Origin of the sequence: Qiania dongpingensis (genome assembly GCF_014337195.1) — a bacterium.
Taxonomy (GTDB): domain Bacteria; phylum Bacillota; class Clostridia; order Lachnospirales; family Lachnospiraceae; genus Lientehia; species Lientehia dongpingensis.
Genome location: NZ_CP060634.1, coordinates 1145171 through 1167412, shown reverse-complemented (window position 1 = coordinate 1167412; position 22242 = coordinate 1145171). Strand labels below are relative to the sequence as shown.

36 protein-coding genes are annotated in these 22242 nt (G+C 48.1%); all 36 read left to right on the top strand.

The features are described from left to right. Window positions 1-31: 31 nt before the first annotated feature. The 36 genes from H9Q78_RS05565 to H9Q78_RS05390 all read left to right on the top strand — a co-directional run bounded on the left by H9Q78_RS05565 (window position 32) and on the right by H9Q78_RS05390 (window position 22231). Window positions 32-244: a hypothetical protein gene (locus H9Q78_RS05565; protein WP_249304153.1), complete on the top strand. Its 213-nt coding sequence runs from the start codon at window positions 32-34 to the stop codon at window positions 242-244. Window positions 245-291: 47 nt separating this feature from the next. Beyond that, entirely contained in the window at window positions 292-534 is a 243-nt protein-coding gene (locus H9Q78_RS05560) for a hypothetical protein (protein ID WP_249304152.1), read from the top strand. 58 nt (window positions 535-592) lie between these two features. After that, window positions 593-793, top strand: coding sequence for a hypothetical protein (locus H9Q78_RS05555; RefSeq protein ID WP_147597200.1), 201 nt, complete (start codon window positions 593-595; stop codon window positions 791-793). After that, window positions 756-1256, top strand: coding sequence for a siphovirus Gp157 family protein (locus tag H9Q78_RS05550; protein ID WP_249304149.1), 501 nt, complete (start codon window positions 756-758; stop codon window positions 1254-1256). The genes H9Q78_RS05555 and H9Q78_RS05550 overlap by 38 nt, the downstream gene beginning before the upstream one ends. Window positions 1257-1265: 9 nt before the next feature. Continuing rightward, window positions 1266-1988 carry a hypothetical protein gene (locus tag H9Q78_RS05545; RefSeq protein ID WP_249304147.1) on the top strand — a complete coding sequence of 241 codons (723 nt, stop codon included), beginning with the start codon at window positions 1266-1268 and terminating at the stop codon, window positions 1986-1988. Between the two features lie 12 nt (window positions 1989-2000). Further along, window positions 2001-2573 carry a hypothetical protein gene (locus tag H9Q78_RS05540; protein WP_249304146.1) on the top strand — a complete coding sequence of 191 codons (573 nt, stop codon included), beginning with the start codon at window positions 2001-2003 and terminating at the stop codon, window positions 2571-2573. Continuing rightward, on the top strand, window positions 2545-2850 hold the full coding sequence (locus tag H9Q78_RS05535) for a hypothetical protein (protein ID WP_249304144.1): 306 nt from the start codon (window positions 2545-2547) through the stop codon (window positions 2848-2850). The genes H9Q78_RS05540 and H9Q78_RS05535 overlap by 29 nt, the downstream gene beginning before the upstream one ends. Window positions 2851-2959: 109 nt before the next feature. Further along, complete coding sequence (locus H9Q78_RS05530; RefSeq protein WP_249304858.1) at window positions 2960-3373, top strand: hypothetical protein; 414 nt, start codon at window positions 2960-2962, stop codon at window positions 3371-3373. Between the two features lie 35 nt (window positions 3374-3408). After that, complete coding sequence (locus H9Q78_RS05525) at window positions 3409-3615, top strand: hypothetical protein (RefSeq protein ID WP_330595271.1); 207 nt, start codon at window positions 3409-3411, stop codon at window positions 3613-3615. After that, on the top strand, window positions 3597-4328 hold the full coding sequence (locus H9Q78_RS05520; protein ID WP_249304142.1) for a hypothetical protein: 732 nt from the start codon (window positions 3597-3599) through the stop codon (window positions 4326-4328). The genes H9Q78_RS05525 and H9Q78_RS05520 overlap by 19 nt, the downstream gene beginning before the upstream one ends. Then, window positions 4282-4848 carry a replicative helicase loader/inhibitor gene (locus H9Q78_RS05515; protein WP_249304140.1) on the top strand — a complete coding sequence of 189 codons (567 nt, stop codon included), beginning with the start codon at window positions 4282-4284 and terminating at the stop codon, window positions 4846-4848. Before H9Q78_RS05520 ends, H9Q78_RS05515 begins: the two co-directional genes overlap by 47 nt. Beyond that, a complete protein-coding gene (locus H9Q78_RS05510; RefSeq protein ID WP_249304138.1) occupies window positions 4817-5173 on the top strand; it encodes a hypothetical protein in 357 nt (118 codons plus the stop codon). The genes H9Q78_RS05515 and H9Q78_RS05510 overlap by 32 nt, the downstream gene beginning before the upstream one ends. Beyond that, window positions 5154-5366: a hypothetical protein gene (locus tag H9Q78_RS05505; protein WP_249304137.1), complete on the top strand. Its 213-nt coding sequence runs from the start codon at window positions 5154-5156 to the stop codon at window positions 5364-5366. Before H9Q78_RS05510 ends, H9Q78_RS05505 begins: the two co-directional genes overlap by 20 nt. Window positions 5367-5585: 219 nt before the next feature. Then, window positions 5586-6722 (top strand): phosphoadenosine phosphosulfate reductase domain-containing protein, encoded by a 1137-nt coding sequence (locus tag H9Q78_RS05500; protein WP_330595270.1) that lies wholly within the window; start codon window positions 5586-5588, stop codon window positions 6720-6722. Continuing rightward, on the top strand, window positions 6719-6877 hold the full coding sequence (locus H9Q78_RS05495) for a hypothetical protein (protein ID WP_249304134.1): 159 nt from the start codon (window positions 6719-6721) through the stop codon (window positions 6875-6877). Before H9Q78_RS05500 ends, H9Q78_RS05495 begins: the two co-directional genes overlap by 4 nt. Beyond that, on the top strand, window positions 6874-7155 hold the full coding sequence (locus H9Q78_RS05490) for a hypothetical protein (protein WP_249304132.1): 282 nt from the start codon (window positions 6874-6876) through the stop codon (window positions 7153-7155). Before H9Q78_RS05495 ends, H9Q78_RS05490 begins: the two co-directional genes overlap by 4 nt. Continuing rightward, window positions 7148-7834, top strand: coding sequence for a hypothetical protein (locus H9Q78_RS05485; RefSeq protein WP_249304131.1), 687 nt, complete (start codon window positions 7148-7150; stop codon window positions 7832-7834). Before H9Q78_RS05490 ends, H9Q78_RS05485 begins: the two co-directional genes overlap by 8 nt. Before the next feature lie 15 nt (window positions 7835-7849). Next, entirely contained in the window at window positions 7850-8176 is a 327-nt protein-coding gene (locus H9Q78_RS05480) for a Lar family restriction alleviation protein (RefSeq protein WP_249304129.1), read from the top strand. 40 nt (window positions 8177-8216) lie between these two features. Beyond that, entirely contained in the window at window positions 8217-8669 is a 453-nt protein-coding gene (locus tag H9Q78_RS05475) for a hypothetical protein (RefSeq protein WP_249304128.1), read from the top strand. A 237-nt stretch (window positions 8670-8906) separates the two neighbouring features. Beyond that, on the top strand, window positions 8907-9290 hold the full coding sequence (locus tag H9Q78_RS05470; RefSeq protein ID WP_249304127.1) for an HNH endonuclease: 384 nt from the start codon (window positions 8907-8909) through the stop codon (window positions 9288-9290). Between the two features lie 232 nt (window positions 9291-9522). After that, complete coding sequence (locus tag H9Q78_RS05465; RefSeq protein WP_249304125.1) at window positions 9523-9981, top strand: P27 family phage terminase small subunit; 459 nt, start codon at window positions 9523-9525, stop codon at window positions 9979-9981. Further along, window positions 9965-11644, top strand: coding sequence for a terminase TerL endonuclease subunit (locus tag H9Q78_RS05460; RefSeq protein WP_249304124.1), 1680 nt, complete (start codon window positions 9965-9967; stop codon window positions 11642-11644). Before H9Q78_RS05465 ends, H9Q78_RS05460 begins: the two co-directional genes overlap by 17 nt. 33 nt (window positions 11645-11677) lie before the next feature. Further along, on the top strand, window positions 11678-12922 hold the full coding sequence (locus tag H9Q78_RS05455; RefSeq protein WP_249304122.1) for a phage portal protein: 1245 nt from the start codon (window positions 11678-11680) through the stop codon (window positions 12920-12922). Beyond that, window positions 12912-13514: an HK97 family phage prohead protease gene (locus tag H9Q78_RS05450; RefSeq protein ID WP_249304120.1), complete on the top strand. Its 603-nt coding sequence runs from the start codon at window positions 12912-12914 to the stop codon at window positions 13512-13514. Before H9Q78_RS05455 ends, H9Q78_RS05450 begins: the two co-directional genes overlap by 11 nt. Next, window positions 13511-14701, top strand: a complete 1191-nt coding sequence (locus H9Q78_RS05445) for a phage major capsid protein (RefSeq protein WP_249304119.1) — start codon at window positions 13511-13513, stop codon at window positions 14699-14701. The genes H9Q78_RS05450 and H9Q78_RS05445 overlap by 4 nt, the downstream gene beginning before the upstream one ends. 10 nt (window positions 14702-14711) lie before the next feature. Continuing rightward, complete coding sequence (locus H9Q78_RS05440; RefSeq protein WP_249304117.1) at window positions 14712-14870, top strand: hypothetical protein; 159 nt, start codon at window positions 14712-14714, stop codon at window positions 14868-14870. Then, window positions 14857-15153, top strand: coding sequence for a head-tail connector protein (locus H9Q78_RS05435; protein WP_249304115.1), 297 nt, complete (start codon window positions 14857-14859; stop codon window positions 15151-15153). The genes H9Q78_RS05440 and H9Q78_RS05435 overlap by 14 nt, the downstream gene beginning before the upstream one ends. Window positions 15154-15165: 12 nt before the next feature. Further along, on the top strand, window positions 15166-15495 hold the full coding sequence (locus tag H9Q78_RS05430) for a phage head closure protein (protein ID WP_249304114.1): 330 nt from the start codon (window positions 15166-15168) through the stop codon (window positions 15493-15495). 2 nt (window positions 15496-15497) lie between these two features. Then, entirely contained in the window at window positions 15498-15887 is a 390-nt protein-coding gene (locus H9Q78_RS05425; protein ID WP_249304112.1) for an HK97 gp10 family phage protein, read from the top strand. Beyond that, window positions 15884-16201, top strand: a complete 318-nt coding sequence (locus H9Q78_RS05420) for a hypothetical protein (RefSeq protein WP_249304110.1) — start codon at window positions 15884-15886, stop codon at window positions 16199-16201. Before H9Q78_RS05425 ends, H9Q78_RS05420 begins: the two co-directional genes overlap by 4 nt. A 2-nt stretch (window positions 16202-16203) precedes the next feature. After that, window positions 16204-16776 carry a major tail protein gene (locus H9Q78_RS05415; RefSeq protein ID WP_249304108.1) on the top strand — a complete coding sequence of 191 codons (573 nt, stop codon included), beginning with the start codon at window positions 16204-16206 and terminating at the stop codon, window positions 16774-16776. Further along, entirely contained in the window at window positions 16776-17156 is a 381-nt protein-coding gene (locus tag H9Q78_RS05410) for a hypothetical protein (protein WP_249304748.1), read from the top strand. The genes H9Q78_RS05415 and H9Q78_RS05410 overlap by 1 nt, the downstream gene beginning before the upstream one ends. Before the next feature lie 35 nt (window positions 17157-17191). Then, window positions 17192-17353: a hypothetical protein gene (locus H9Q78_RS05405; protein WP_249304106.1), complete on the top strand. Its 162-nt coding sequence runs from the start codon at window positions 17192-17194 to the stop codon at window positions 17351-17353. Then, on the top strand, window positions 17353-19680 hold the full coding sequence (locus H9Q78_RS05400) for a phage tail tape measure protein (protein WP_249304104.1): 2328 nt from the start codon (window positions 17353-17355) through the stop codon (window positions 19678-19680). Before H9Q78_RS05405 ends, H9Q78_RS05400 begins: the two co-directional genes overlap by 1 nt. Continuing rightward, window positions 19677-20378, top strand: a complete 702-nt coding sequence (locus tag H9Q78_RS05395; RefSeq protein WP_249304102.1) for a hypothetical protein — start codon at window positions 19677-19679, stop codon at window positions 20376-20378. Before H9Q78_RS05400 ends, H9Q78_RS05395 begins: the two co-directional genes overlap by 4 nt. Further along, window positions 20375-22231 carry a phage tail spike protein gene (locus tag H9Q78_RS05390; protein ID WP_249304100.1) on the top strand — a complete coding sequence of 619 codons (1857 nt, stop codon included), beginning with the start codon at window positions 20375-20377 and terminating at the stop codon, window positions 22229-22231. Before H9Q78_RS05395 ends, H9Q78_RS05390 begins: the two co-directional genes overlap by 4 nt. The last annotated feature ends 11 nt before the right edge of the window (window positions 22232-22242 follow it).

Here is a 22242-nt window from a genome sequence, read left to right as displayed (position 1 = left end):
TGTGATTATGGACAGCAAGGAGGTGTATGAAATGCTTAAATATCCAAAACCGATCATGAAAAAGACAGAGCTACAGGCAATGGGATTCCCGGAAGAGTGCCTGATGACAGCATACCGGAGCCGCGGCCAGGATTTTGCCCACAAGATTAATCCAACAAAGCCACACAGTACGATCGTGTTTGATACAGAAGGCTTTGAACGGTATCGGCAGAACCTGATAAAAAAGGAATCTGGGAGACTTTGAGATGGTACATATTTTACACGGCAGCAGGAATGGAGGAGGTGAGACCGATGGAAGCGCAGGCAAGGGAGCAGGTACGGAAGTTGTTATTCCGGACAAAAAAAGATATCCAGAAGGCAAAAGACCTGGAGACTATAGCTTATCTTTATGCGATGACCGAGGGTTTTCTACAGGGGCTGGTCCTGGCGCACACAATAGACCGCCAGGAATATAAGAGGTGCCGCATGGAAATGGAATCATTCCGGAAAGGGACGGAAACAATGAAAAAAGCCCCCAGCAGCGGGAACTGCTAAGGGGCCGATAAAAAAATAACCTACCCCCATTATGGGGGATACGAAAGGAAAAGTCAAGATGTATCAATACCGATGTGATCAATGCGGCTGCTACCTGGACCCGGAAGAGGGGGAGACCTGTGAGGAATGCAGAGCAGAGAGCAGGAAAAGGACCAGGGATGCGGCAGCTTTGCGGATGGAACTATACGGGGAGCCGGACGGCCGGCAGATAGGAGGACAAGATGAACGATACCTTACATACCTTAACGGAACAATATAATCATTTGCTGGATTGCCTTTATGACGAGGATTACGATGAGGAGACTCTCTTGGACACGTTGGAGGGCTTGGAAGGGGAGATAGAAGAAAAAGCGGACGGATATGCCAAAGTCATGCAGCGTCTGTCGGCTGACGCCAGGGCGCTGAAAGAAGAGGAAGATCGCCTGAGAGCCCGAAGGACAACCCTTGAAAATAGGGAGAAGTGGCTAAAAGGTCAGCTGTATCTTGCCATGAAATCCACCGGAAAGATCAAATTCAAGACCCTGTTGTTTTCTTTTGGCATCCAGAAGAACGGAGGGAAACAGCCGATCGTGATCGACGATCCTGAGGCAGTACCGGACGCTTACATGGTCCCTCAGCCGCCAGTCGTGGACAAGGATGCGGTGAGAAAGACACTGGAGGACGGCGTGTCCATCACCTGGGCACATCTGGAACCGAGGGGGGAATCCCTCCGGATCCGATAGGAGGGCAGGATGGATCATCTGACCTTATATAATAAAGTCCGCACGGTACCAGAGGAAGCAAAGAAAGAGATCAAGGGCGGCAGGATAAACGGATTTACCGATATCAATCCCATGTGGCGGATCAAAGTGCTGACAGAACAGTTCGGCCCGTGCGGGATCGGATGGTACTACGAGATCAAGGACCGGTGGATGGAACGCTGCGGAGAAGAGGCAGCGGCATTTGTTGAGATCTTACTATACATAAAGCAAGGCGAGGAATGGTCAAAGCCGATCTTCGGTACAGGCGGCAGCATGTTCGCCAAAAAAGAGAGAGCAGGTATCAACGTGTCGGATGAATGTTATAAGATGGCGACAACCGATGCGATATCGGTCGCCTGTAAGCAGCTGGGTATCGGGGCGGATGTCTATTGGGGAAACGACAAGACAAAGTATGACGCAAAAGAGAAAAAAAGGGAAGAGCTGATGCCCGCAAAAGAGGAAAAAAAGGAAGGGCTGACGCCTGCAATGGTGAATAGTCTGTACCTGCAGCTCAAACGCACCGGCGTGGGAAAAAAGAGCCTGCTGGATAAATACGGAGTGGCTGATATCCACGAGATGACGCTGAAAGATTACAAGGACGCGATGGACAAGCTCTCCCGGAAGCCGGATAAAGATACGCCTCCGCCGGCACCGAAGGAAGTCATCCCGGATGAGATACCGGAGGAAGAAACCTTTGGTCTTCCATTCCGATAGGAGGTGATCCGAATGGTGGGAAGATTTGACGGGATCACGCAGGATGTCATGACAGGGAGGGCAACGGTCCGCTTTGAGATCGAGGCCCCCGCGAAGGCCGCAAAAGAGATGGGACCATTCGCGGGACACCGGCTGCGGATCGAAGTAAAAAGATACCGGGAGAAACGCAGCCTTGACGCGAACGCTTATTACTGGACCCTGGTGACAAAGCTGGCGGATGCGTTGGGCGTATCCAATCCATGTATGCACAACTGCCTCCTCCGCCGGTACGGTCAGCTGGAGGATATAGACGGTAAGCTGATCTATCTGGTGCTTCCGGACACGGAGGAGGCAGAGGATAAGGCCCTGGAGGCGGAGACCTACCACATCAAGCCGACATCAGAAGTGAAGATCGGGGAAAAAGGAGAGGCATACCGGACCTATGTCATGATGCGGGGCTCCAGCACCTATGATACAAAGGAGATGTCCAGGCTGATAGAGGGCCTTGTCTCGGAGTGCAGAGAGGCCGGGATCGAGACCATCACGCCGGATGAGATCGAGAGGATGATGACAGCATATGAAAAGAAGCATCCTTCAGACGGATGAACACAGCTGTTTTTTATGCGAGAGGAACGGAAACGGAGACCCGCTGGAAAAGCATCATGCGTTCGGGGCATCCAACCGCTGGAAATCGGAGGAGGATGGACTATTTGTTTACCTGTGCGGATGCCGCTGCCACCGGGACGGTCCCTTTTCCGCCCATCAGAACGCAGATACAGCCAGATACCTGCATGAGATAGCGCAGGAGGCATGGGAAAGAGAGTACGGGAGCAGGGAAGGATTCCTTGCGAGGTACGGAAAGAATTATCTGACGGCTCCATGACCTGTCTGGTCATGTTGTCATAGAACTATTGTCACGTTTTGTCACACACAGTAACCAAAGTAAGCCGGTTAAGACCTCCGGGGCCCTCCCCGGAGGGAAAGGAGGCAGGATGAGGGCACGAGATCATTTTGAACGTATCTCCTATGGATATGAGGGCGGCGTTTCGCGCCCCAGCAATAAATATGCGGACAGACGGCTGAGGGACTTGATCAATCAGGCGAACAAAAAAGGTGATTGTATCATAAGTGCCAGAGGACGGTATTACCGGCTAAGACATTATATCCCTGCCGAGGCGTTTGAATACCGGGCTTACATGAGGAGCGATGCCAGCAGGGCAAAGGATATCATGTACAAGGATAGCAGGATGAAGCGTGCATATGAAAGGCGGAGACGGGAATGGGAAAAGCAGAACGAGAGAAGGGGAAGCGCGGAGAGCGCGAACTCGCCGGGATCCTCCGGGATTATGGATATCCGTGTCGAAGAGGACAGCAGTTTTCCGGGGCAAATGGTGATGCGGATGTAGTCGGGCTCCCGGGGATCCATATCGAATGCAAGAGGGTGGAACGGTTGGACCTGCAGGGTGCGGTAGACCAGGCGGTACGGGACAGTGATGCAGAGTCCTTACCGTTTGACTATGATCTGCCAACAGTCTTTCACCGGAAGAACGATCATGGATGGCTGGTGACGATGCGCCTGGAGGACTGGATAGAGCTATACCGGGAATGGCAGTCCGGAAAGGAGCTGGGATGCCGAACAGGATCATAAAAGAATCCATCCGCACAAGCGACAGTATCAATGATCTGACCTGGTTTGAAGAGGTCTTGTTTTATCGGCTCATAGTGAGCTGCGATGATTACGGACGTTTTGACGGAAGGATAGCGATCATAAAAGGAACTTGTTTTCCGCTGAAAGATATGCGGAACAGCGAGATTGAAAAGGCCCTCCATAGACTTTCCGCTCTTGGGATGGTGACCCTGTACGAAGTCGACAGGAAACCCTTCCTCCAGCTGACAGCATGGGAGCGCCATCAGCAGATCCGCGCACACAAGAGTAAGTATCCGAAACCGGATGACGGGCACCCGATATCATCTGATATCAATTGCAGTCAGGCGCAAGCAGATGTTCCCGTAATCCAATCCGAATCCAAATCCGAATCGGAATCCGAATCCTATTCGGAAGACGCGCGTCTGAACGCGGTATTCCAGGATTACATAAGGCATCGCAAGAAACTGAAGAGGCCTATGACGGACAAAGCGGTAGAACTGGCCTTAAAAAAGCTTGAGAGACTGGCTCCTGGAGATACTGACAGACAGATCCGCATAATCGAGCAATCCATTGAGAGCGGATGGTCAGGGCTTTTTCCCTTGAGCGAGGAGAGGCAGAGCAAGAGAGAGAACGGAGCTTTTTATGACGACATGAAGGAGTGGGTGGATGGTCATGACGATACAGGAGTTTGCAACGATAGCGGCGGCCATTAAGGCGGCCTATCCGGCAGCTAATATCATGCCGGACAAGCAGAGCAAGGATGTCTGGTACACCATGCTTGCCGATCTGGAGTACCGGGTATGCCTGAACGCCCTGAAAAAGCATATCAGCACGAACCGTTTTCCTCCGACGATCGCAGAGCTGAGGCGGGGATGCGCGGATATCCTGGCCGGGCCGGATGTGGACTGGTCGGAGGCGTGGGGCAGAGTGCTCCTGGCCGTGAGGAGAGATGGGATGTACAATGAGCCGGCGGCGCTGGAGAGGATGGGACCGGAGGCGGCAAAGATCGTAAAACGGCTTGGGTTCAAAAACATCTGTATGAGCGAGAACATCGAAGTGGAACGGGCAAATTTCCGCATGGCCTGGGAAACGGAACAGAGGCGGAGGAAAGAGGATCTGGCGATCCCGGGAAAGGTCATGCAGGAGATCCAGACGACTTATCGCCTGCAGCGGGAGAACCTGATCGGAACAGGAGGAGATCATGAGGAGAAGCAGGACGTGGAGCATGTTTGACCGATACCGTCCCCTTATCGAAGAATGTGCGGCGGCTGGATGCGGTGCGAAGGATATCGCGGGGATGTTGGGAGAGGGGTACGATCACAGGAGCCTTTATGACTATATGGGGCGCCGGGGGATCCGAACGTCGCCAAAGAAATGCGGAGAGTGTCAGTACAGGACCACGGTCAAAAATATCAGCCACACGGGGGATATCTGGGTGTGCCAGAAATACAGGATGCAGATAAGCAAGCGGGGCGGGACGCCGGTCCAGTGCCGAAAGGATACCGTAGATCAGATACACAAAATCTTGGAGACCAAATATGAGCAGGCCGATCACTGACGCCCAGGCAGCAGAGATACACCGCCTGCGGAATGAAGGATACAGCCCGTACCAGGTGGCGAAGATGACCGGGCACACCAGCGATACCATAAACAACCACTGGTACGATGTGGAATATCTGGAGTGGGTGGAGAGCTTTAAAAGACAGTGGGATCATATTTTTCCAGGGAGAGCCAGAAGAGAAAGACAATAAAACTTTCCTGCAAGCGAGTGAGAAAAATTTTTCAATTCAGTCATATTTAATGTGAAGGACCTTCAGACCAAGGAAAAGCACATGATATATGACTATGTGATAGGAGTGTTGGCGAGCCTGACTGCCGCATGGATCGTATGGATGATAAATAAACATAAGTAGGATTTAAGAAAGGAGGCCGGAGCCGCGCGCGCAAAAGGTACCTGGCTCCTTTCAAAGATGAAAAAGACAAAGAAGACCAATAAGGCAATGTATCATTCAAGGATATACACGGATCGCCCAGATTACGCTGATTTTGATGCACCGGGTAAATTTCAGGCGATTCAGTCAATCATAGCGAAGCGATTGCGGGAGCATCCAAATGCGATATGTTCGTACAGCGGCGGAAGTGACAGCGACATTATGTTGGATTTGGTGGAGCGTACAAGAATAATGTTCGGCTTGCCGGAAATAAAATACTGTTTTTTTAATACCGGGCTTGAAATGGAGGCTACAAAGCGCCATGTGAAAGAAGTTGCAGATAAATATGGCGTTGAGATAACGGAATATAGGCCGAAGAAAAACATCGTGCAGTCTACGAGAGAACACGGTATCCCGTTCATGTCTAAAATAGTATCAGCCGCAATGGAGACAGTACAGAAGAAAGGACTTCCATTCTCTATCAGGGAAGAATATGACAATGCGGAAGATAAAGCGAAGATAAGACAGGAACTCCGGGAACGGTATCCAAAATCCGAACAGGGGATCAATTTCCTGTGTTGCTGCAATCGGGACGGGGAACCGAGACCGAACATTCAGCTTGTGATAGATTCATCAAAATATTTATACGAGTTTATGAAAGAGAATCCGTGTGACTTCAAGATCAGTGCAAAGTGTTGTGATTATTGTAAAAAGCAGGTAGCACATAAAGTCCAGAAAGACTATGAAATGATCATCACGGGCGAACGCCGGGATGAAGGCGGTATGCGCTCCGTTCCGAAATCCGAAGATGCGAACGGAACTATGTGCTTCTCGGAAACAAGCAGCGGGCAGTTTCGGCTGAAGCCACTGTATTATGTATCGGATGCGGACAAGGCGTGGTACAAAGAGCGGTACGGAATCCGGTATTCAGATGCCTACGAGGTATACGGGCTGAAAAGAACGGGCTGTTGCGGTTGCAGTATATCATCAAAAGCAGTAGAGGATTTGGAGAAGATAAGACCTTATGAGCCGAATGTAGTAAAGGCGGCATGGAATATCTTCGGAGATAGCTATAGGTACAGACAGAAATATAATGATTTCAGGAGAATGAAACAGGCGGAGGCAAAGAAGGGCGGCCAGATGTCCATTGAAGACATACCGGGGGTGATGCCATGACAAACGGAAATAGGATACGCTACAAAGACAACACTCATCTGGCAGCAGTCATAAGGTGCCCGTATCCGGAAGATAAAAGGCCATGTGACAGGCTGCGGGAAGAACGGGACTGCCAGAGGTGCAAAGAGGAATGGTTGGAGGAGGAAGAGGAATGAGTAAAGCAGTATTGGTTATGGATCTGCCGGAATGTTGTGGTGATTGTAAGCTGGGTGATCTTGACCCAAGCGGATTGTACTGTATTCCAGCAGATAATTACTTTGATGGTAATGATAGCTCTGAGGAGAAAGCAGCATGGTGTCCTCTTCGGGAATTGCCTGAACGAAAGAAATTATCCGGCAATGTGAGTAATATAGAATCTCTCGGGAAAGAAATTGCGGCGGCAAGCTGGAATGAGTGCTTGGATGCCATAGAAGGGAGCGCGGAGCATGAGTAGGGTATTACCGATATTATTCAACACCGACATGGTTCGGGCGATACTGGACGGGAGAAAGACGGTTACAAGGCGGGTAATTAAACCGCAACCGACAGGTAAGGTTGAACATCACACTGGCTATCAAATTGACGAATGGTACGAAATGAAAGAATCTGAATCTGGATGCAAATGTCTTTCGCAAATGAATCCACCCTATCAGCCGTTAGATATCATGTATGTGCGGGAAACGTGGTGGAAAAATGGAGATACATATTTCTATAAAGCAGGTTGTTCTAAAGGATTAATAGATAACATGTACGTAAAGTGGCGCCCATCCATCCACATGCCGAAAGAAGCCGCCCGTATATGGCTCAAGGTTACGGATGTCCGGGCGGAGCGGTTACAGGAGATAACTGATGAACAGGCCGCACGAGAAGGAATAAGAGCATATACAAAAGATGATAAGTTGTTCAAATACGCTGTTACTGATGATTGGTGGATTGATTTTCACAAAAAACACAGAAAGCTATTCAGTGGTACATTTTGGCAAGATATGCCTAAAACAGCGAAAGAAGCATTATCGTATTTATGGGACTCCACCATCCAAAAATCCGACCTTGACCTCTACGGATGGGAGGCAAACCCGTGGGTATGGCGGATAGAATTTGAACGGTGCGAGAAGCCGGATAATTGGAATTGAAGGAGGTTTATTGGGATGAGTGATACAGAATTAAAGCCTATCTATTGCCCCTGCTGCGGCAGCGGAAAAACGGGAACAGTTATGCTTTGCAGCGGTACGCTATATTCCGTAAAATGCGAACATTGCGGGTTGATATCAGACGGAAAATCAACAGAAATAGAAGCAGTCAAAGCATGGAACACCCGCAAGCCTATGGAGCGGATTGTGGAGCAGCTAAATGAAATGATTGATCCCAACGTAGACATAGATACAGGAGAAGCTTGTAATAACTGGGTGTTGGATTTGGAAAACGCTGTTGTGGAAGAATGTATAAAAACGGTATTAAAAGGTGGTAAGGAATAACCGGAAACGAGCAGCTTGACATGAGGGGAGGAGAAATCCATTGGACAAAGGAATACTGGTCCAGTATTGCGAAATGAAAGAGGAGATAAAGGATATTCGGAGGCGGATCGAGAAGCTGAGAAAGGAAATAGATAAGTTGGATATCGTGTCTGATTCCGTGAAAGGGACCAGGAAAGACGGGACTTATGGCAGTATCAGGATATCAGGGTATCCGGCGCCGGAGTATTATCGGAAGAAAACGGCGCTTGAACGCAATAAGGCCCTGTTGGAATTCAAAGAAGCGGAGCTGCTGGAGCTGATGACGGAGGCAGAGAAGTTCATAGAGGGGATAGAAAAAAGCGAAGTACGCATTATGTTCCGGCTGTATTACATAGACGGGCTCCCTTGGTGGAAGGTGGCTATGAAAATGAATAATTTATTCCCGCGACGTAGGATAGAATTTACGGAGGATAGCTGCCGGATGCGGAATACAAGATTTCTTGAAGAAAAATAAGAAATGTTCGGCCATGTTCGTTGCAGAAGTGCTAATATGGTATCATGCGGAAGGAATGAAGAACAGATGACCTCCCCCTCCTTTTAACGGCTGCCGGGCATCAAAACCCGGTGGCTGGATCAAGTCGGCAGTGCATAGACTTTAAGCTGCAGGTCCCGGGCGCCGGGATGACAGAGCACTTGGCTGCGGCCGGGTGCTTTTTATATTCAATTCATTATACATGGAGAGATGATATAGATGCTAAAGTCGTGTAAATATTGCGGACGGATTCATGATAGCCGATATGATTGCGGTAAGAAGCCGACGCGGCAGAAGAAGCTGACGTATATAGACAAGTTCCGCAGCTCCAGGCGTTGGAGAGAAAAGCGTGAACAGATCAGGCGAAGGGACAAGAACCTATGCCAGATATGTATACGGAATCTTTATAGAACAGACAGGCAGTATAATTACGAGAACCTTTCAGTCCATCATGCCATACCGATAGAGGCAGACTATGACCGGCGCCTGGATGATGACAACCTACTGACAGTATGCGGGATGCATCACGAGATGGCGGAATCGGGACAGATACCATATGAAATCATCAAGAGGATTATTGATGAACAGGAGGAAAACCAATGAGGAAGAAAAGGAAAGAGTGTTCCGGTGGAATGGCGGACCACGGCAGGATACTTTATGATTGTGACCGTATATGCAAAAAATTTTACGGAGGAGCATGGATTTTACGTTGAGCAAAGGGATATCCCCCGGGGAGTCGTGTGAAAAATAGACGATTTTCAGGACACCGACGCCCCACATCAAAGCACACAAAATCTTAGAAATGATAATTTTAGACCAGAAGGAAGATGATTAGATGGCAAGGCCAGCAAAGTCAGCCAGGGTAAAGACTGGCACAATCAAAAAAGAAGAGGAGGTCCAGCGCCTGGAAATTGAGGATAAGCTCCGCGGTAAGAATGACAAACTGGTGCCTCCGCTGTACCTGACGGAATCCCAGATGGCCATATTTAACTACATCATGGAGGAACTGCAGGAGGCGGACATCCTGGGAAATCTTGACCTGTTCATCCTCGCTCAGACAGCCATAGCCGTAGACCGTATCCAGGAGTTGGACCGGAAAGCCAATGATAACAAGGATATCCTGTTTGAGAATTTCTTCCGGCAAGCCAGGGCGGAGGCGTCAAAGGAATACTTTCGATGCTGTAACGAACTATGCCTATCCCCCCAGAGCCGGGCAAAGCTATCCATTGCGAAGGTTAAGCCGGGCGAGAAGAAAAAGACCATTATGGACCTGATCAATGAGGACGAAGGTTAAACACCCGGCGGTTGCATATGCTGAGGGGGTATGCCGTGGAAAGATAAAAGCGCCGAGATATGTTATCCTTCAGTGTGTGGATTTCCTTCAGACGTACAAGGGCAAGAATAAGAAGTATGTCATCAACGAAAATCTACTGGAGAAGATATATAAAATCCTTAAGGTGCTTAAGATGGCAAAGGGACCGAAGGCCGGACAGTCTATTTATTCGGCGCTGGCCGGATATCAGTGGATGCTGATTACGGCGGTACTGTGTACGGTTCACCGAAAGGATCAGAGGCTACGTCGGTATCAGACGGCGGTTTTAGAGATATGCAGAAAGAATGGTAAGACTTTTGTGGTTGCTGTTCTTTTTATTTTGCTTTTTTATCTGGAACCGGCATACTCACGTTTCTTCTCTGTTGCGCCCGATGGAGCACTGGCCCGCGAGATCAAGGAGGCTCTGGAGCCGTTGATCGCTACCAATATTGATCTATTTGCGGAGAACGAGTTTAAGGTTTTGCGGGATTACATTCTACACAATCCCACGAAAACAAAATATACGCCGCTCAACTATTCCACAAGCCGTATGGACGGAAAAGAGCCATCGGTGTTTATTGCTGATGAGGTAGGGGCGCTTCCTATTTCGTATCCAGTGGAGGCAATGCGATCAGGTCAGTTACTGATTCAAAATAAACTGGGGTTTATCATCTCTACCAAATACCCGACGGCTGATAATCCACTGGAGGACGAGGTAGACAATGCCAAAAAGATATTGGACGGCTTGATTAATGATGAAACTGTCTTTGCGTTGCTCTATGAGCCGGACAATACCAAGGATTGGGCAACTGATGATACCATTCTGGCGCATGGCAATCCACTGGCTCTCGAAATTCCGGAAGTGTGGGACGAGTTGCTGCTGAAACGGCAGCGTGCCATCAACCGGGAGAAACTGCGGGAGAACTTCCTGACAAAGCATTGCAACATCATCTATCAGGGAGCTGGGACAGAGACATATATCCCAATCGATCAGGTGAAAGCATGCAGAGAAAAACATATAGACTGGACCGGACGCGAGGTGTATGTCGGCGTGGATTTAGCTATGACGAATGATAACTGCTCCGTAACCATGTCAGCCGAGGAAGACGGAGAAATCTTAAGCCATACCATGACATTTATTCCGGAGGGAAGGATTGATGAGAAGAGTGAGTTTGAGAAGTTTGACTACCGGGCGGCCATTGCCGCGGGAACCTGCATTGCCTGCGGTGATATGACGGTGGATTATGGGGTGATTGAAGATTACGTGTTTAATCTTGAAGAATCAAAAGGTGTAGTCGTCCACGCCATCGGATACGACCGATATAACGCCCTGTCAAGCGCCCAGAAATGGAATAAGAAGTATACCACGGTGGAGATCCGGCAGCATTCGGATACGTTGCATCCACCCACAAAGTTATTGGCAGAAAAAGTCGCAAACCGGGAATGGCATTATGAGGAGAACCGGCTGCTGGAGACCAATTTCGAGAATGCGAAGTGTACCTATGATACCAATATGAACCGGTATGTCAACAAGAAGAAATCTAATGGGAAGGTAGATGGAGTGGTGAGTACCATTAATTCGGTCTATCTGCTTCAGCAGGATATTATTTTTGATGATAGTGGCTTTACCGTGCAAGTATGTTGAATACGATACAAAAATAGAAAGGAGTGACTGCCCATGTGGCCCTTTAGGATGAGGGCGGATCCGGATTCGGAAAAGACGGATATAGAATCTAATGAGGACGCATTATTGCGCGCCAGTCTGACAGATAACTATATGACCAGGGAACAGGCCATGAACGTGCCGGCTTTTGCAGCCTGTGTGAATAAGATAGCGGAAACGGTATCGACCATCCCAATTAGGTTATATAAGTTGGTGGATGGAAAGCTGGAAGAAGTCGAGGATGATGTAAGAGCCAGGCTGATCAATGATGACACCGGGGATACTCTGGACGGAGTACAGTTCAAACGAGCGCTAGTCAGGGATTATCTGACTGGAAAAGGGGGATATGCCTTTATAAACCGGAGTGGTACTCGGATAATCTCCCTGCATTATGTCAAAGAGAATGAAATTTCTTTCCTGTTCACATCAGACCCTATATTCAAGGATTATGACATCATGATCCAGGGTATCAAATACAAGCCGTTTGAGTTCCTAAAGATTCTACGCAATACGGAAGATGGACGTTCCGGAAAGAGCGTAGTGGATGAAAACAGCGAAGTTTTGAGCGTAGCATACTATTCCCTGAAATATGAGAAAGGGCTGGTGAAAACAGGCGGGAACAAAAAAGGATTCATAAAGTCTCCTAAAAAATTGGCAGAATCTGCGATCAAAGCATTAAAGGACGCCTGGCATCGGCTTTATCAGAACAATACAGAAAATGTGGTCATCCTGAATGAAGGTTTGGAGTTTCAGGAGGCCAGCAACACATCCGTAGAGATGCAGCTTAACGAGAATAAGAAAACGAACAGTGACGAGATCTGCAAGCTGTTCAATATGCCCCCCGCAATGATAAATGGCGGAGCCACGGAGCAGGATAAGACGAACTTCGTCCAGTATTGCCTGAATGCGATTTTAAAAGAAGTGGAATGCGCCTTAAACCGGGACCTTCTTCTTGAATCAGAGAAAGGGGTCTATTATTTTGCTGCGGATACATCGGAGCTGACCAAAGGAGATATCGAAAAGCGGTTCCGGGCTTATGAGACGGCCAGCAAAAACGGATTTATGCAGATTGATGAAATCCGTCTGAAAGAAAACTTACCTCCGCTGGGATTGGACTTTGTCCGTCTTGGACTGCAGGATGTGCTGTATGACCCGGAGACGAAACAGTTTTACATGCCAAACATGAATCAGACCGGTGGACTTGGGCAGAAAGAGCCAGATTCGGTGCAGAAAGAAGGTGGAAAGAACAATGAGGATTGAGTTAAGGTCAGACAGTGTGGTGATCGAAGGTTATGTCAATGCTGTTGCCAGAGACTCGCGGCCCATGAGGGACCGTAAGACTGGGAAGCGTTTTGTGGAACAAATTGTACCTGGGGTGTTTGAACGGGCGATTAGACATAACGAGGTGCAGCTGCTTTTAAACCATGACAAGACCAGGAACCTGGGATCCACAAGTACCAACCTGGAACTATATGAAGATAGTATCGGACTCCATGCCAGGGCGGAAGTTACGGACCCGGAAGTCATTGACAAAGCCAGAAAGAAAAAGCTTCGGGGCTGGTCCTTCGGATTCCGGGAACGGGATACCAGCAAGGAGGATATCCATGACGCTCTGGAGCGTCGTTTTGTGGAGGACATGGACCTCGTGGAGGTATCCATCATAGACGAGAGGAAGCAGCCGTGTTATGAAGGGACCAGTGTCGAGGTAAGGGCAGAGGGAGAAACAGTCTTGACACCGGAGCCGCTGGAGGTCCGAGCGGACTACGTAGAAGCCGAGAAATTAAAGAAACCTGCTGACTTAAGCAGATATCAGAACAGGATCAAAGAATTAGAAAAGGAGAAAACAGAATGAGAAAGAAAGTAGTTGTAAGACAGTACATGCAGTACCGTGCAGAGGACTTGAAGTCACTTACGGAACAGAGGGCAGACCTGGTCCAGCAGATGAAGGACCTGACATCCACGGCCGAGACAGAAAAAAGGGCGTTTTCGGAGGAGGAGGATCAGAAATTTGACAACCTGGACAAACAGGTAAAGGCGCTGGATTCCACTATCGAGAAGCTGGAACGCGCCAGGGATTTGAAACTTAATGTTACCAGTACGGAGAAACATGAGGAACTGAAACAGGAGGAATTGGAGGAACGGGCTTTTGCGGCATACATCCGCGGTGAGGTCCTGCAGGAGAGAGCGGACGTCAATCTGACCGCAGGAGATAATGGAGCTGTGATCCCTACCTCAATTGCCCAGAAGATCATCAAGAAGGTGTATGATATCTGCCCGATCTACCAGTTAGCAAACCGGTATAACGTGGGCGGCACTCTGTCCATTCCCTACTATGATGAGGATACCCAGACCATTGAAATGGCCTATGCTACCGAATTTCAGGAATTAGAATCCACCTCTGGAAAATTCGGAAGTATTGAACTGAAAGGTTTCCTGGCTGGAGCACTTTCCAAAGTATCAAAATCTCTGATCAACAACAGTCAGTTCGATATCGTCTCTTTTGTGGTCACGGCGATGGCAGGGGCAATCAGTAAGTGGATTGAAAAGGAGCTGCTAAACGGAACTGCTGATAAGGTAGCGGGACTTAGTACAGTGAAGAAGACTGTCACAGCAGCAGCGGCTGCGGTCATCACGGCGGACGAGCTCATCGACGTTCAGGAAGCGATTCCCGATGTTTACCAGGCTGGCGCTATCTGGATCATGAATAAGGCCACCAGGACGGCGATCCGGAAGCTGAAAGATAATGACGGAAATTATATCCTGAATAAAGACGCGACGGCAAGATGGGGCTATACACTGTTTGGGAAGGATGTCTATACATCAGGCAATATGCCAGAGATGGCAGCAGGAAAGACTGCCATCTATTACGGCGATATGTCCGGTCTGGCCGTGAAGTTATCCGAGGACGTATCCATCGAGGTTTTGAGAGAGAAGTTTGCCACTCAGCACGCAATCGGAGTGGTTGGATGGATCGAGATTGACTCTAAGGTGGAAAATGCTCAAAAGATTGCGAGACTGGTCATGAAAGCTTCTGCTTAAGGAGGATATCATGAAAGTTCGGGCATTGAGATCATTTGCAGGTGTCGTATCAATGTACGCAGGGGAGATCAAGGATGTCACAGACAAAATCATATTAAAAGACCTTGCTGCCGCCGGATACATAGAACCTGTTGCGCCAAAAAGAGGTGTGAAAAATGAAAGTAAGTGAGATTACACCAAAAGAGATATGCCTGCAGATTCGAGAGGAAGAAGCGTACCTGACAGAGGATGATAAGAAATATCTTGCTATCCTCCAAAGGGCGGCAGTAGAATATGTGAAATCCTATACCAAACTTGACGAGACAGCGATCGATTCCCATGAGGATATCACGATCGCTGTCTTAGTCCTGATCTCTGACATGTATGATAACCGGCAAATGTATGTTGATAAGACGAATGTCAACCGGGTGGTGGATACCATACTGGGAATGTATAGCGAGAATCTTCTGTGAGGTGGTGATGAGATGAACGCAGGAGCGTACCGTGAGCCGGTACTGATCGAGAAGAATGGATATACAGTGGATGAGATCGGGAATCAAGTGGCGTCCTGGGCTGAATATTTCCGTGGATACGCCTATATGAACAATCTATCGGGTTCTGAATATTGGGAAGCGGCACAGACACAGTCACAAAATACGGTGATGTTCATCTTCCGATACCATCCTTTGATTGCAAAAATGAACACAAGAGAATACAGGTTGGTCCATCGCGGAGAAGCGTATAATATCACCAGCATCGATAATGTCCAGTTTAAAAACGAGACCATCAAGATCCGGGCTGTCCGAAAGGAGTAGAGATGTCGAAAAGGACGAATACGAACAGTTTGGCGATCACGATCAGATCGTTGATGGAGGACTACGCGGCAGATGTGGCGGAAGACATGAAAAAAGAAGCAAAGGAAGTTTCGAAAGGGACGGTAAAGACGTTAAAAACGACGTCACCCAAAGGAACAGGAAAGGTAGGACATTATAAAGATGGGTGGGCCTCTAAAGTAGAGCGCGAGAATGCAGTCTCGATCGAGATCAAAGTTCACAATCGAAAAAAGCCTTGGCTCACTCACCTTTTAGAAAAGGGCCATGCAAAACGCGGGGGAGGAAGAGTGGAAGGCATCCCGCATATTGCTCCGGCAGAAAAGAGAGCGATAGAAGATTACGAAAGGCGGCTGAAAGAGAGGTTGTCACGATGATGGAAAAAGAAGTGTATCAAATGGTAAAAGAAGCGGGATATCCGGTGGCATATGACCATTTTGAAGAAGGCCAGTCACCTGATCCGCCATTTATCGTATACCGGTATCCAGAAACCCACGATTTTGCAGCAGACGGAGTTGTCTATCACAGGATCAACAAACTGGATATAGAATTGTATACAGATAAAAAGGACTTAGAAGCAGAAAAAAAGGTGGAGACCGTGCTCAAGCAGCATGGTATTTTTTATGAAAAGACAGAAAGTTATCTCGCATCTGAAAAAATGTACGAGGTACTTTATGAAATGGAGGTTTGAATATGCCAGATAAGGTGAAATTTAATATTAAAAATGTGCATTATGCTCCGATGACGACACAGGGGGAGATACCGGGATGGGGAACTCCCGTCAAGATCCCGGGAGCGGTAGCTTTTTCGATGGAGCCAGAGGGTGATGTCACACCATTTTACGCAGACGGGATCACTTATTACCAGAGCGTTGCGAACAATGGATACTCAGGCGATCTGGAGATGGCTTTATTCCCGGCGGAATTTTTAAAGTCCATTTATGGGATCAAGGAAGGAGATACCAGTAAGGTACTGACGGAAAATGCGAGGGTAGAGCCGGTCCCGTTTGCTCTTTTGTTTGAAGAAGACGGGGATGCCAGCGGGACGAAATTTGTTCTGTACAATTGCACGGCGACAAGGCCGAGCCGATCTTTTGCCACGACTACAGAATCGAAAGAAGTGCAGACACAGAGCATCACCATTACAGCGAGCCCGATGGAAGACGGGAACATATTGGCTATGACGGGCGATGAAACGCCAGATGCTACAAGTAAAGCATGGTATACCGCTGTTTATGTAGAAGATAAAAAGGAAGCAGGTGCGTGATGGAAAAGATCATCGAGATAGACGGAAAGAAAGTAGGGTTTAAGGCCACGGCTCTAACGCCTAGGATCTATCGACACAGGATCGGGCGCGATATGGTATCGGATATGGCATCATTAAGAAAGGCATATGAAAAGGCAGAGAAAATGCCAATGGATGCGCCGGAAGAAGAACGGACGGAAGCACAGCTTTCCGTTGTCAACCTGGAGATATTTGAAAACGCAGCCTGGGTGATGGCACGGCAGTATGATCCGAATATCAAGGATTCTCCGGATGAATGGCTGGATACATTCGAGACATTCTCCATTTATGAGATCATGCCCCATATTTTGGAACTTTGGGCACTGAACAATAGGACCACGGCAATCCCTAAAAAAAAATAGCTCCGCGTGACCGAGAAGGCACCGGGGCCATTTTTATGCTCCGGTGTGCGGAACTGGGACTTCATCAAGACGATCTGGACGGTATGACGATGGGAATGGTATACGACATGCTGATCGAACAAGGCAACGATCAGGAAAAGTATGCGATCAAAGGGACGCCTGGAACACTTAAGAACTTTTTTGGAGGTGGAAGGTAATGGCAGATAGGATAAAAGGGATCACAATTGAGATTGGTGGTGACACGACCGGCCTGTCTAAAGCACTTTCCGGGACCAACAAGGAAATAGGCAACACACAGAAACAGTTAAAAGACGTGGAACGGCTTTTAAAGCTGGATCCAAAAAACACGGAATTGCTGCAGCAAAAACAAAAGCTGTTGTCTCAGGAAGTGGGCGAGACTAAAACGAAGCTTGACGCTTTGAAGGATGCTGAGAAACAGGTACAACAGCAATTCGAAGAAGGAAAGGTGAGTCAGGAGCAGTACGACGCGTTGAAACGTGAAATCGCAGCCACAGAACAACAGCTAAAGGATCTGAAGACTCAGGCAGATAATGCCTCAACCGCCCTGTCTAGGATTGGACAGGCGGGAGAGACGATGAAGAATATAGGCGATAAGATAACAGGAGTTGGAAAGAAGCTATTGCCTGTGACAGGAGCGGTGGCGGCGGTTGGGACAGCATCTGTGGCGGCTATGGACGCGGTAGACGAGGGGCTTGACATCGTGGTCAAAAAGACTGGGGCAACTGGAGATTCTGCAAAAGAATTACAAAAGGTCTATAACGATGTGGCGACGGCTATCCCTGCGGATTTCAGTGATATAGGGTCCGCCGTAGGAGAAATTAATACCAGGCTTGGTTTTACAGGCGACAAGCTTACCGAAGCATCAAAACGATTTCTGGAATTTGCTAAAGTAAATGACGTTGACGTGAACACATCTGTACAGCTGGTGACCAGAGCTATGGGAGATGCCGGGATACAGGCGGAGGATTATGCTGACGTTTTAGACATGTTAACAGTTGCTGGACAACAATCGGGAATTTCCATAGATACGCTGGCAACGAATCTCGCAAAATATGGAGCCCCCATGAGGGCACTTGGAATAGACACGAAAGATGCTATTGCTTTGTTTGCAGGATGGGAGAAAGCCGGAGTCAATACAGAGATAGCTTTTTCGGGGATGAAAAAAGCAATATCCAATTGGGGGAAAGAAGGAAAAGATGCGGGCGCAGAATTTTCTAAGGTAATGAAGGAGATAGAAGATGCTCCCGATATTGCATCGGCGACTTCAATAGCTATCGATACTTTTGGGGCAAAAGCAGGGCCTGACCTTGCAGATGCTATACAAGGCGGACGATTTGAGGTAGAGGAATATGTAAAGGCATTGGAAAATGCCGGAGGGACGGTAGAAGATACCTATGGAGGAATTATCGATGAGGTAGATGATACGCAGCTTGCCATGCAGACGGCACAAGTAGCTCTCCACGACATTGGAGAGGCCATTATGAAGACCATCGGCCCGATATTGCTTGAGCTGGCGAAGAAATTACAAGGGGTAGGAGACTGGTTTTCTAACTTGGATGACAAAGGGAAAAATACTGTTCTTATGATTGCAGGAATTGTGGCAGGGATAGGGCCTTTTCTAATCATTTTGGGAAAAGTGGCGGGAGGCATAGGAGCCATTATGACAGTGGTTTCAAAATTATCGGGGGCGATATCCTTTGTTACTGGAACGATCATACCCGCACTCGGGAGTGCGATTTCTTTCCTGGCAGCGAATCCAATTGTATTGATAATCGGAGCCGTCGTCGGACTTGTGGCACTGATAGCAACCAAAGGCGACGAGATACAAGCTATCTTGCAGAAAGTAGATGATTTTCTCCAGAACATTTTTGTTACAGACTGGACGGAGATATTCGGCCCAGGACTTGGAGACGGGTTGAATGCTTTTTTTGCCAATGTAAAGAACATATGGGATTCTGTAAAGCAGATCTTTGACGGGATCATCGATTTTATTGCTGGCGTTTTCAGTGGAGACTGGGAAAGGGCCTGGAAAGGTGTACAAGAAATCTTTGGAGGTATCTTTGACGGATTGATTGCTATTGTTAAAGCCCCCATAAATGGAATCATAGGTATCTTAAACGGAGCAATCGGCGGTATTAATATGCTGATACGGGGACTTAATAAGATCAAGATTGATGTCCCGGACTGGGTTCCGTTTGGATGGGGCGGAAAGACATTCGGATTTAACATAGGAGAGATTGGAAAGATACCATACATGGCAAAGGGCGGAATCCTATCTCAGGGGTCTGCGGTTGTCGGAGAGGCAGGACCGGAGTTGCTTACCATGATGGGTAACCGTGCTATGGTACAGCCGCTTACTGGACAGTCGAACAATACTACGAACGTCGGAGGCGTGAACGTTTTTGTATATGGCGCACCTGGGCAGGACGTGAATGAACTGGCTGACATCATAGCGGACAAGATCGATGCTGCCGTGCAGAGGAAAGGGGCTGTATTTGCATGAATTATTTTTGCTATGGGGGAAAGTGCAGCCGAGATTATGGTATATACATATCGGGGTCTGGAACTTATAACGTGCCGGAGAGGGATATCACAAAGGTAGAAGTGCCGGGGAAAAACGGGAGCGTTACCATTGACAATAAACGATTTAGGAATATTGATGTTACGTATCCGGCATTTATTCGGGAGAAATTCCGGGAGTATTCGGACCACACAAAACGCTGGTTGATGGGTGACGCTGGATACAGAAGGCTGGAGGACAGCTATCACCCTGATGTATTCCGGATGGCGAGATTCTCCGGACCGATGGATTTCGACACCAGGGCCTGGAACCGCTCTGCGGAATTTGAACTCTTGTTTGACTGTAAGCCACAAAGATTTTATAAGTACGGAGAAACGCCGGTCATATTTGATGGACCTGGAAACCTTTATAACGATACGCCATACGATGCGCTTCCTATGATCCGGGTTTATGGAGTATCCGGGAGCTTATATGTTGGAAATATCATCGTTAAGCTAAAGAGCATTGACGGATATGTAGACATTGACTGTGATTCTCAAAATGCCTTTAAAGGGACAAAAAACTGCAACGGAGAGATAGAAGCGCCTGGATTTCCTTATCTTCCGGAAGGGAAAACGGGTGTGACGTTTGAAGGAAGCATAGACAGGGTGGAAATAATGCCGAGGTGGTGGACGATATGATACCTATTTTATACGAACAGAATACGAGGAAATTTGATACAAACGGCATTGGAGGCTTGTCCGGTGCCGTTTCCTGCATGGTGACGGAAGAAAGGAACGGATCATACGAACTTGTCATGGAATATCCGGTCAAAGGAATCCATTTTTCAGAGATCCGATTATCCGCTATCATCTTAGCAGTACCAGGAGACGGCAGGAACCCGCAGCCATTCCGGATCTATAAGATATCAAAGCCACTAAATGGTATCGTGACGATCAATGCAGAACATATAAGTTACTGGCTGTCACATATTCCGTGTTCTCCGTTCTCGGCCAACAGTGTGAACAGCGCACTGGCGGGGTTAAAAAACAATGCAGCAGAAGAATGTCCGTTTGGATTTTGGACAGATAAAAGTACACTTGCGGGTTTTTCGGTCACGGTGCCATCAAGCATCCGGTCAAGGCTTGGAGGAGCGGAAGGGTCTATTCTTGATGTATACGGAGGAGAATATGAATTTGATAACTATACGGTAAAGCTTCATAATCAACGCGGAACTGATTCTGGCGTTTCTCTGCGATACGGGAAAAATATCACAGACCTAACGCAGGAGGAGAATATCCAGAACACAATAACAGGCGTATATCCGTATTGGTCAGGAAGCGATGGAGAACTGGTGATTTTAAGCGAGAAAACAGTAGATGCGGACAGCGCCGATCAATTTCCTTATCGTCGGACGGTTCCACTTGACTGTTCCCAGGACTTCGAGGAGAAGCCCACAGAGGAAGAGCTGAGAAAGCGGGCAAAGGATTATATCAAGGGGGAAGGAATCGGGATTCCAGCGGTAAGTATCACGGTGTCATTCGTGGCACTTTGGCAGACAGAAGAGTATAAGGATATCGCACCGCTTGAAAGGGTGCGCCTGTGCGATACGGTAGCGGTAGAATTCTCGGAACTTGGGGTATCTGCAAAAGCGAAGGTGATCAAGACGGTATATGACGTATTGCTAGACCGGTACGAGAGTGTCGAGCTTGGTGAAGCAAAAAGCAGTTTGGCGGGAACGATCGTAAGGCAGGAACAGACGATATCAGATAAACCGTCAACATCATTCCTGCAGCAGGCCATAGAACATGCAACGGAACTTATTACTGGTGCAAGTGGAGGATATGTGGTCCTTCATGCTGACGGAAATGGACAGCCGTTTGAGATTCTGGTCATGGATACCCCGGATATCAATACGGCCCAGAACGTATGGAGATGGAATAAAAACGGGTGGGGACATAGCTCAAACGGATACAATGGACCATATGCTCTGGCTGCGACGCTTGAAAATGGGATAGTGGCAGATTTTATAAAAGCTGGAACCCTACAGGGTGTGGAAGTGATCGCGGATGAAGGGCGTATCGGTGGATGGATCATCAACGGGCAAGCGATCTATCGGGACGTTAGAGTCGGAGACAAGGTATACAGGGTATATTTCCAGCCCCCGTTATCGTCCGCCCCAGAAAAGACGTGGGTCTTATCCTGTCAGGAATCCACCAATGGGGGAACAACATTCGGCGGGAATTTTATCCTGTTTTCAGACGGAAGCATGAAGAACGGAAACACAACCATTAGTAAGGTAGGGGAGATTACAAGTTCATATGGCGGCGTTACGGCGGAGATGGACTGGCGGGGATTCACACTGTCACAAAATAATACGATCGTGGCGCAGATCAGTACGGTAGGGGGAAAATCAAATGCAATCTTTGATAATGTACAATACGATACCCTGAACGGATATGCCGGATATACAGGAAGGGCAGTAGCACAAAATACATCTGGCGGGACGATAGTATTTACGATCAAGAACGGAATCATCACAGGAGTAAATTAAGGAGAGATAAG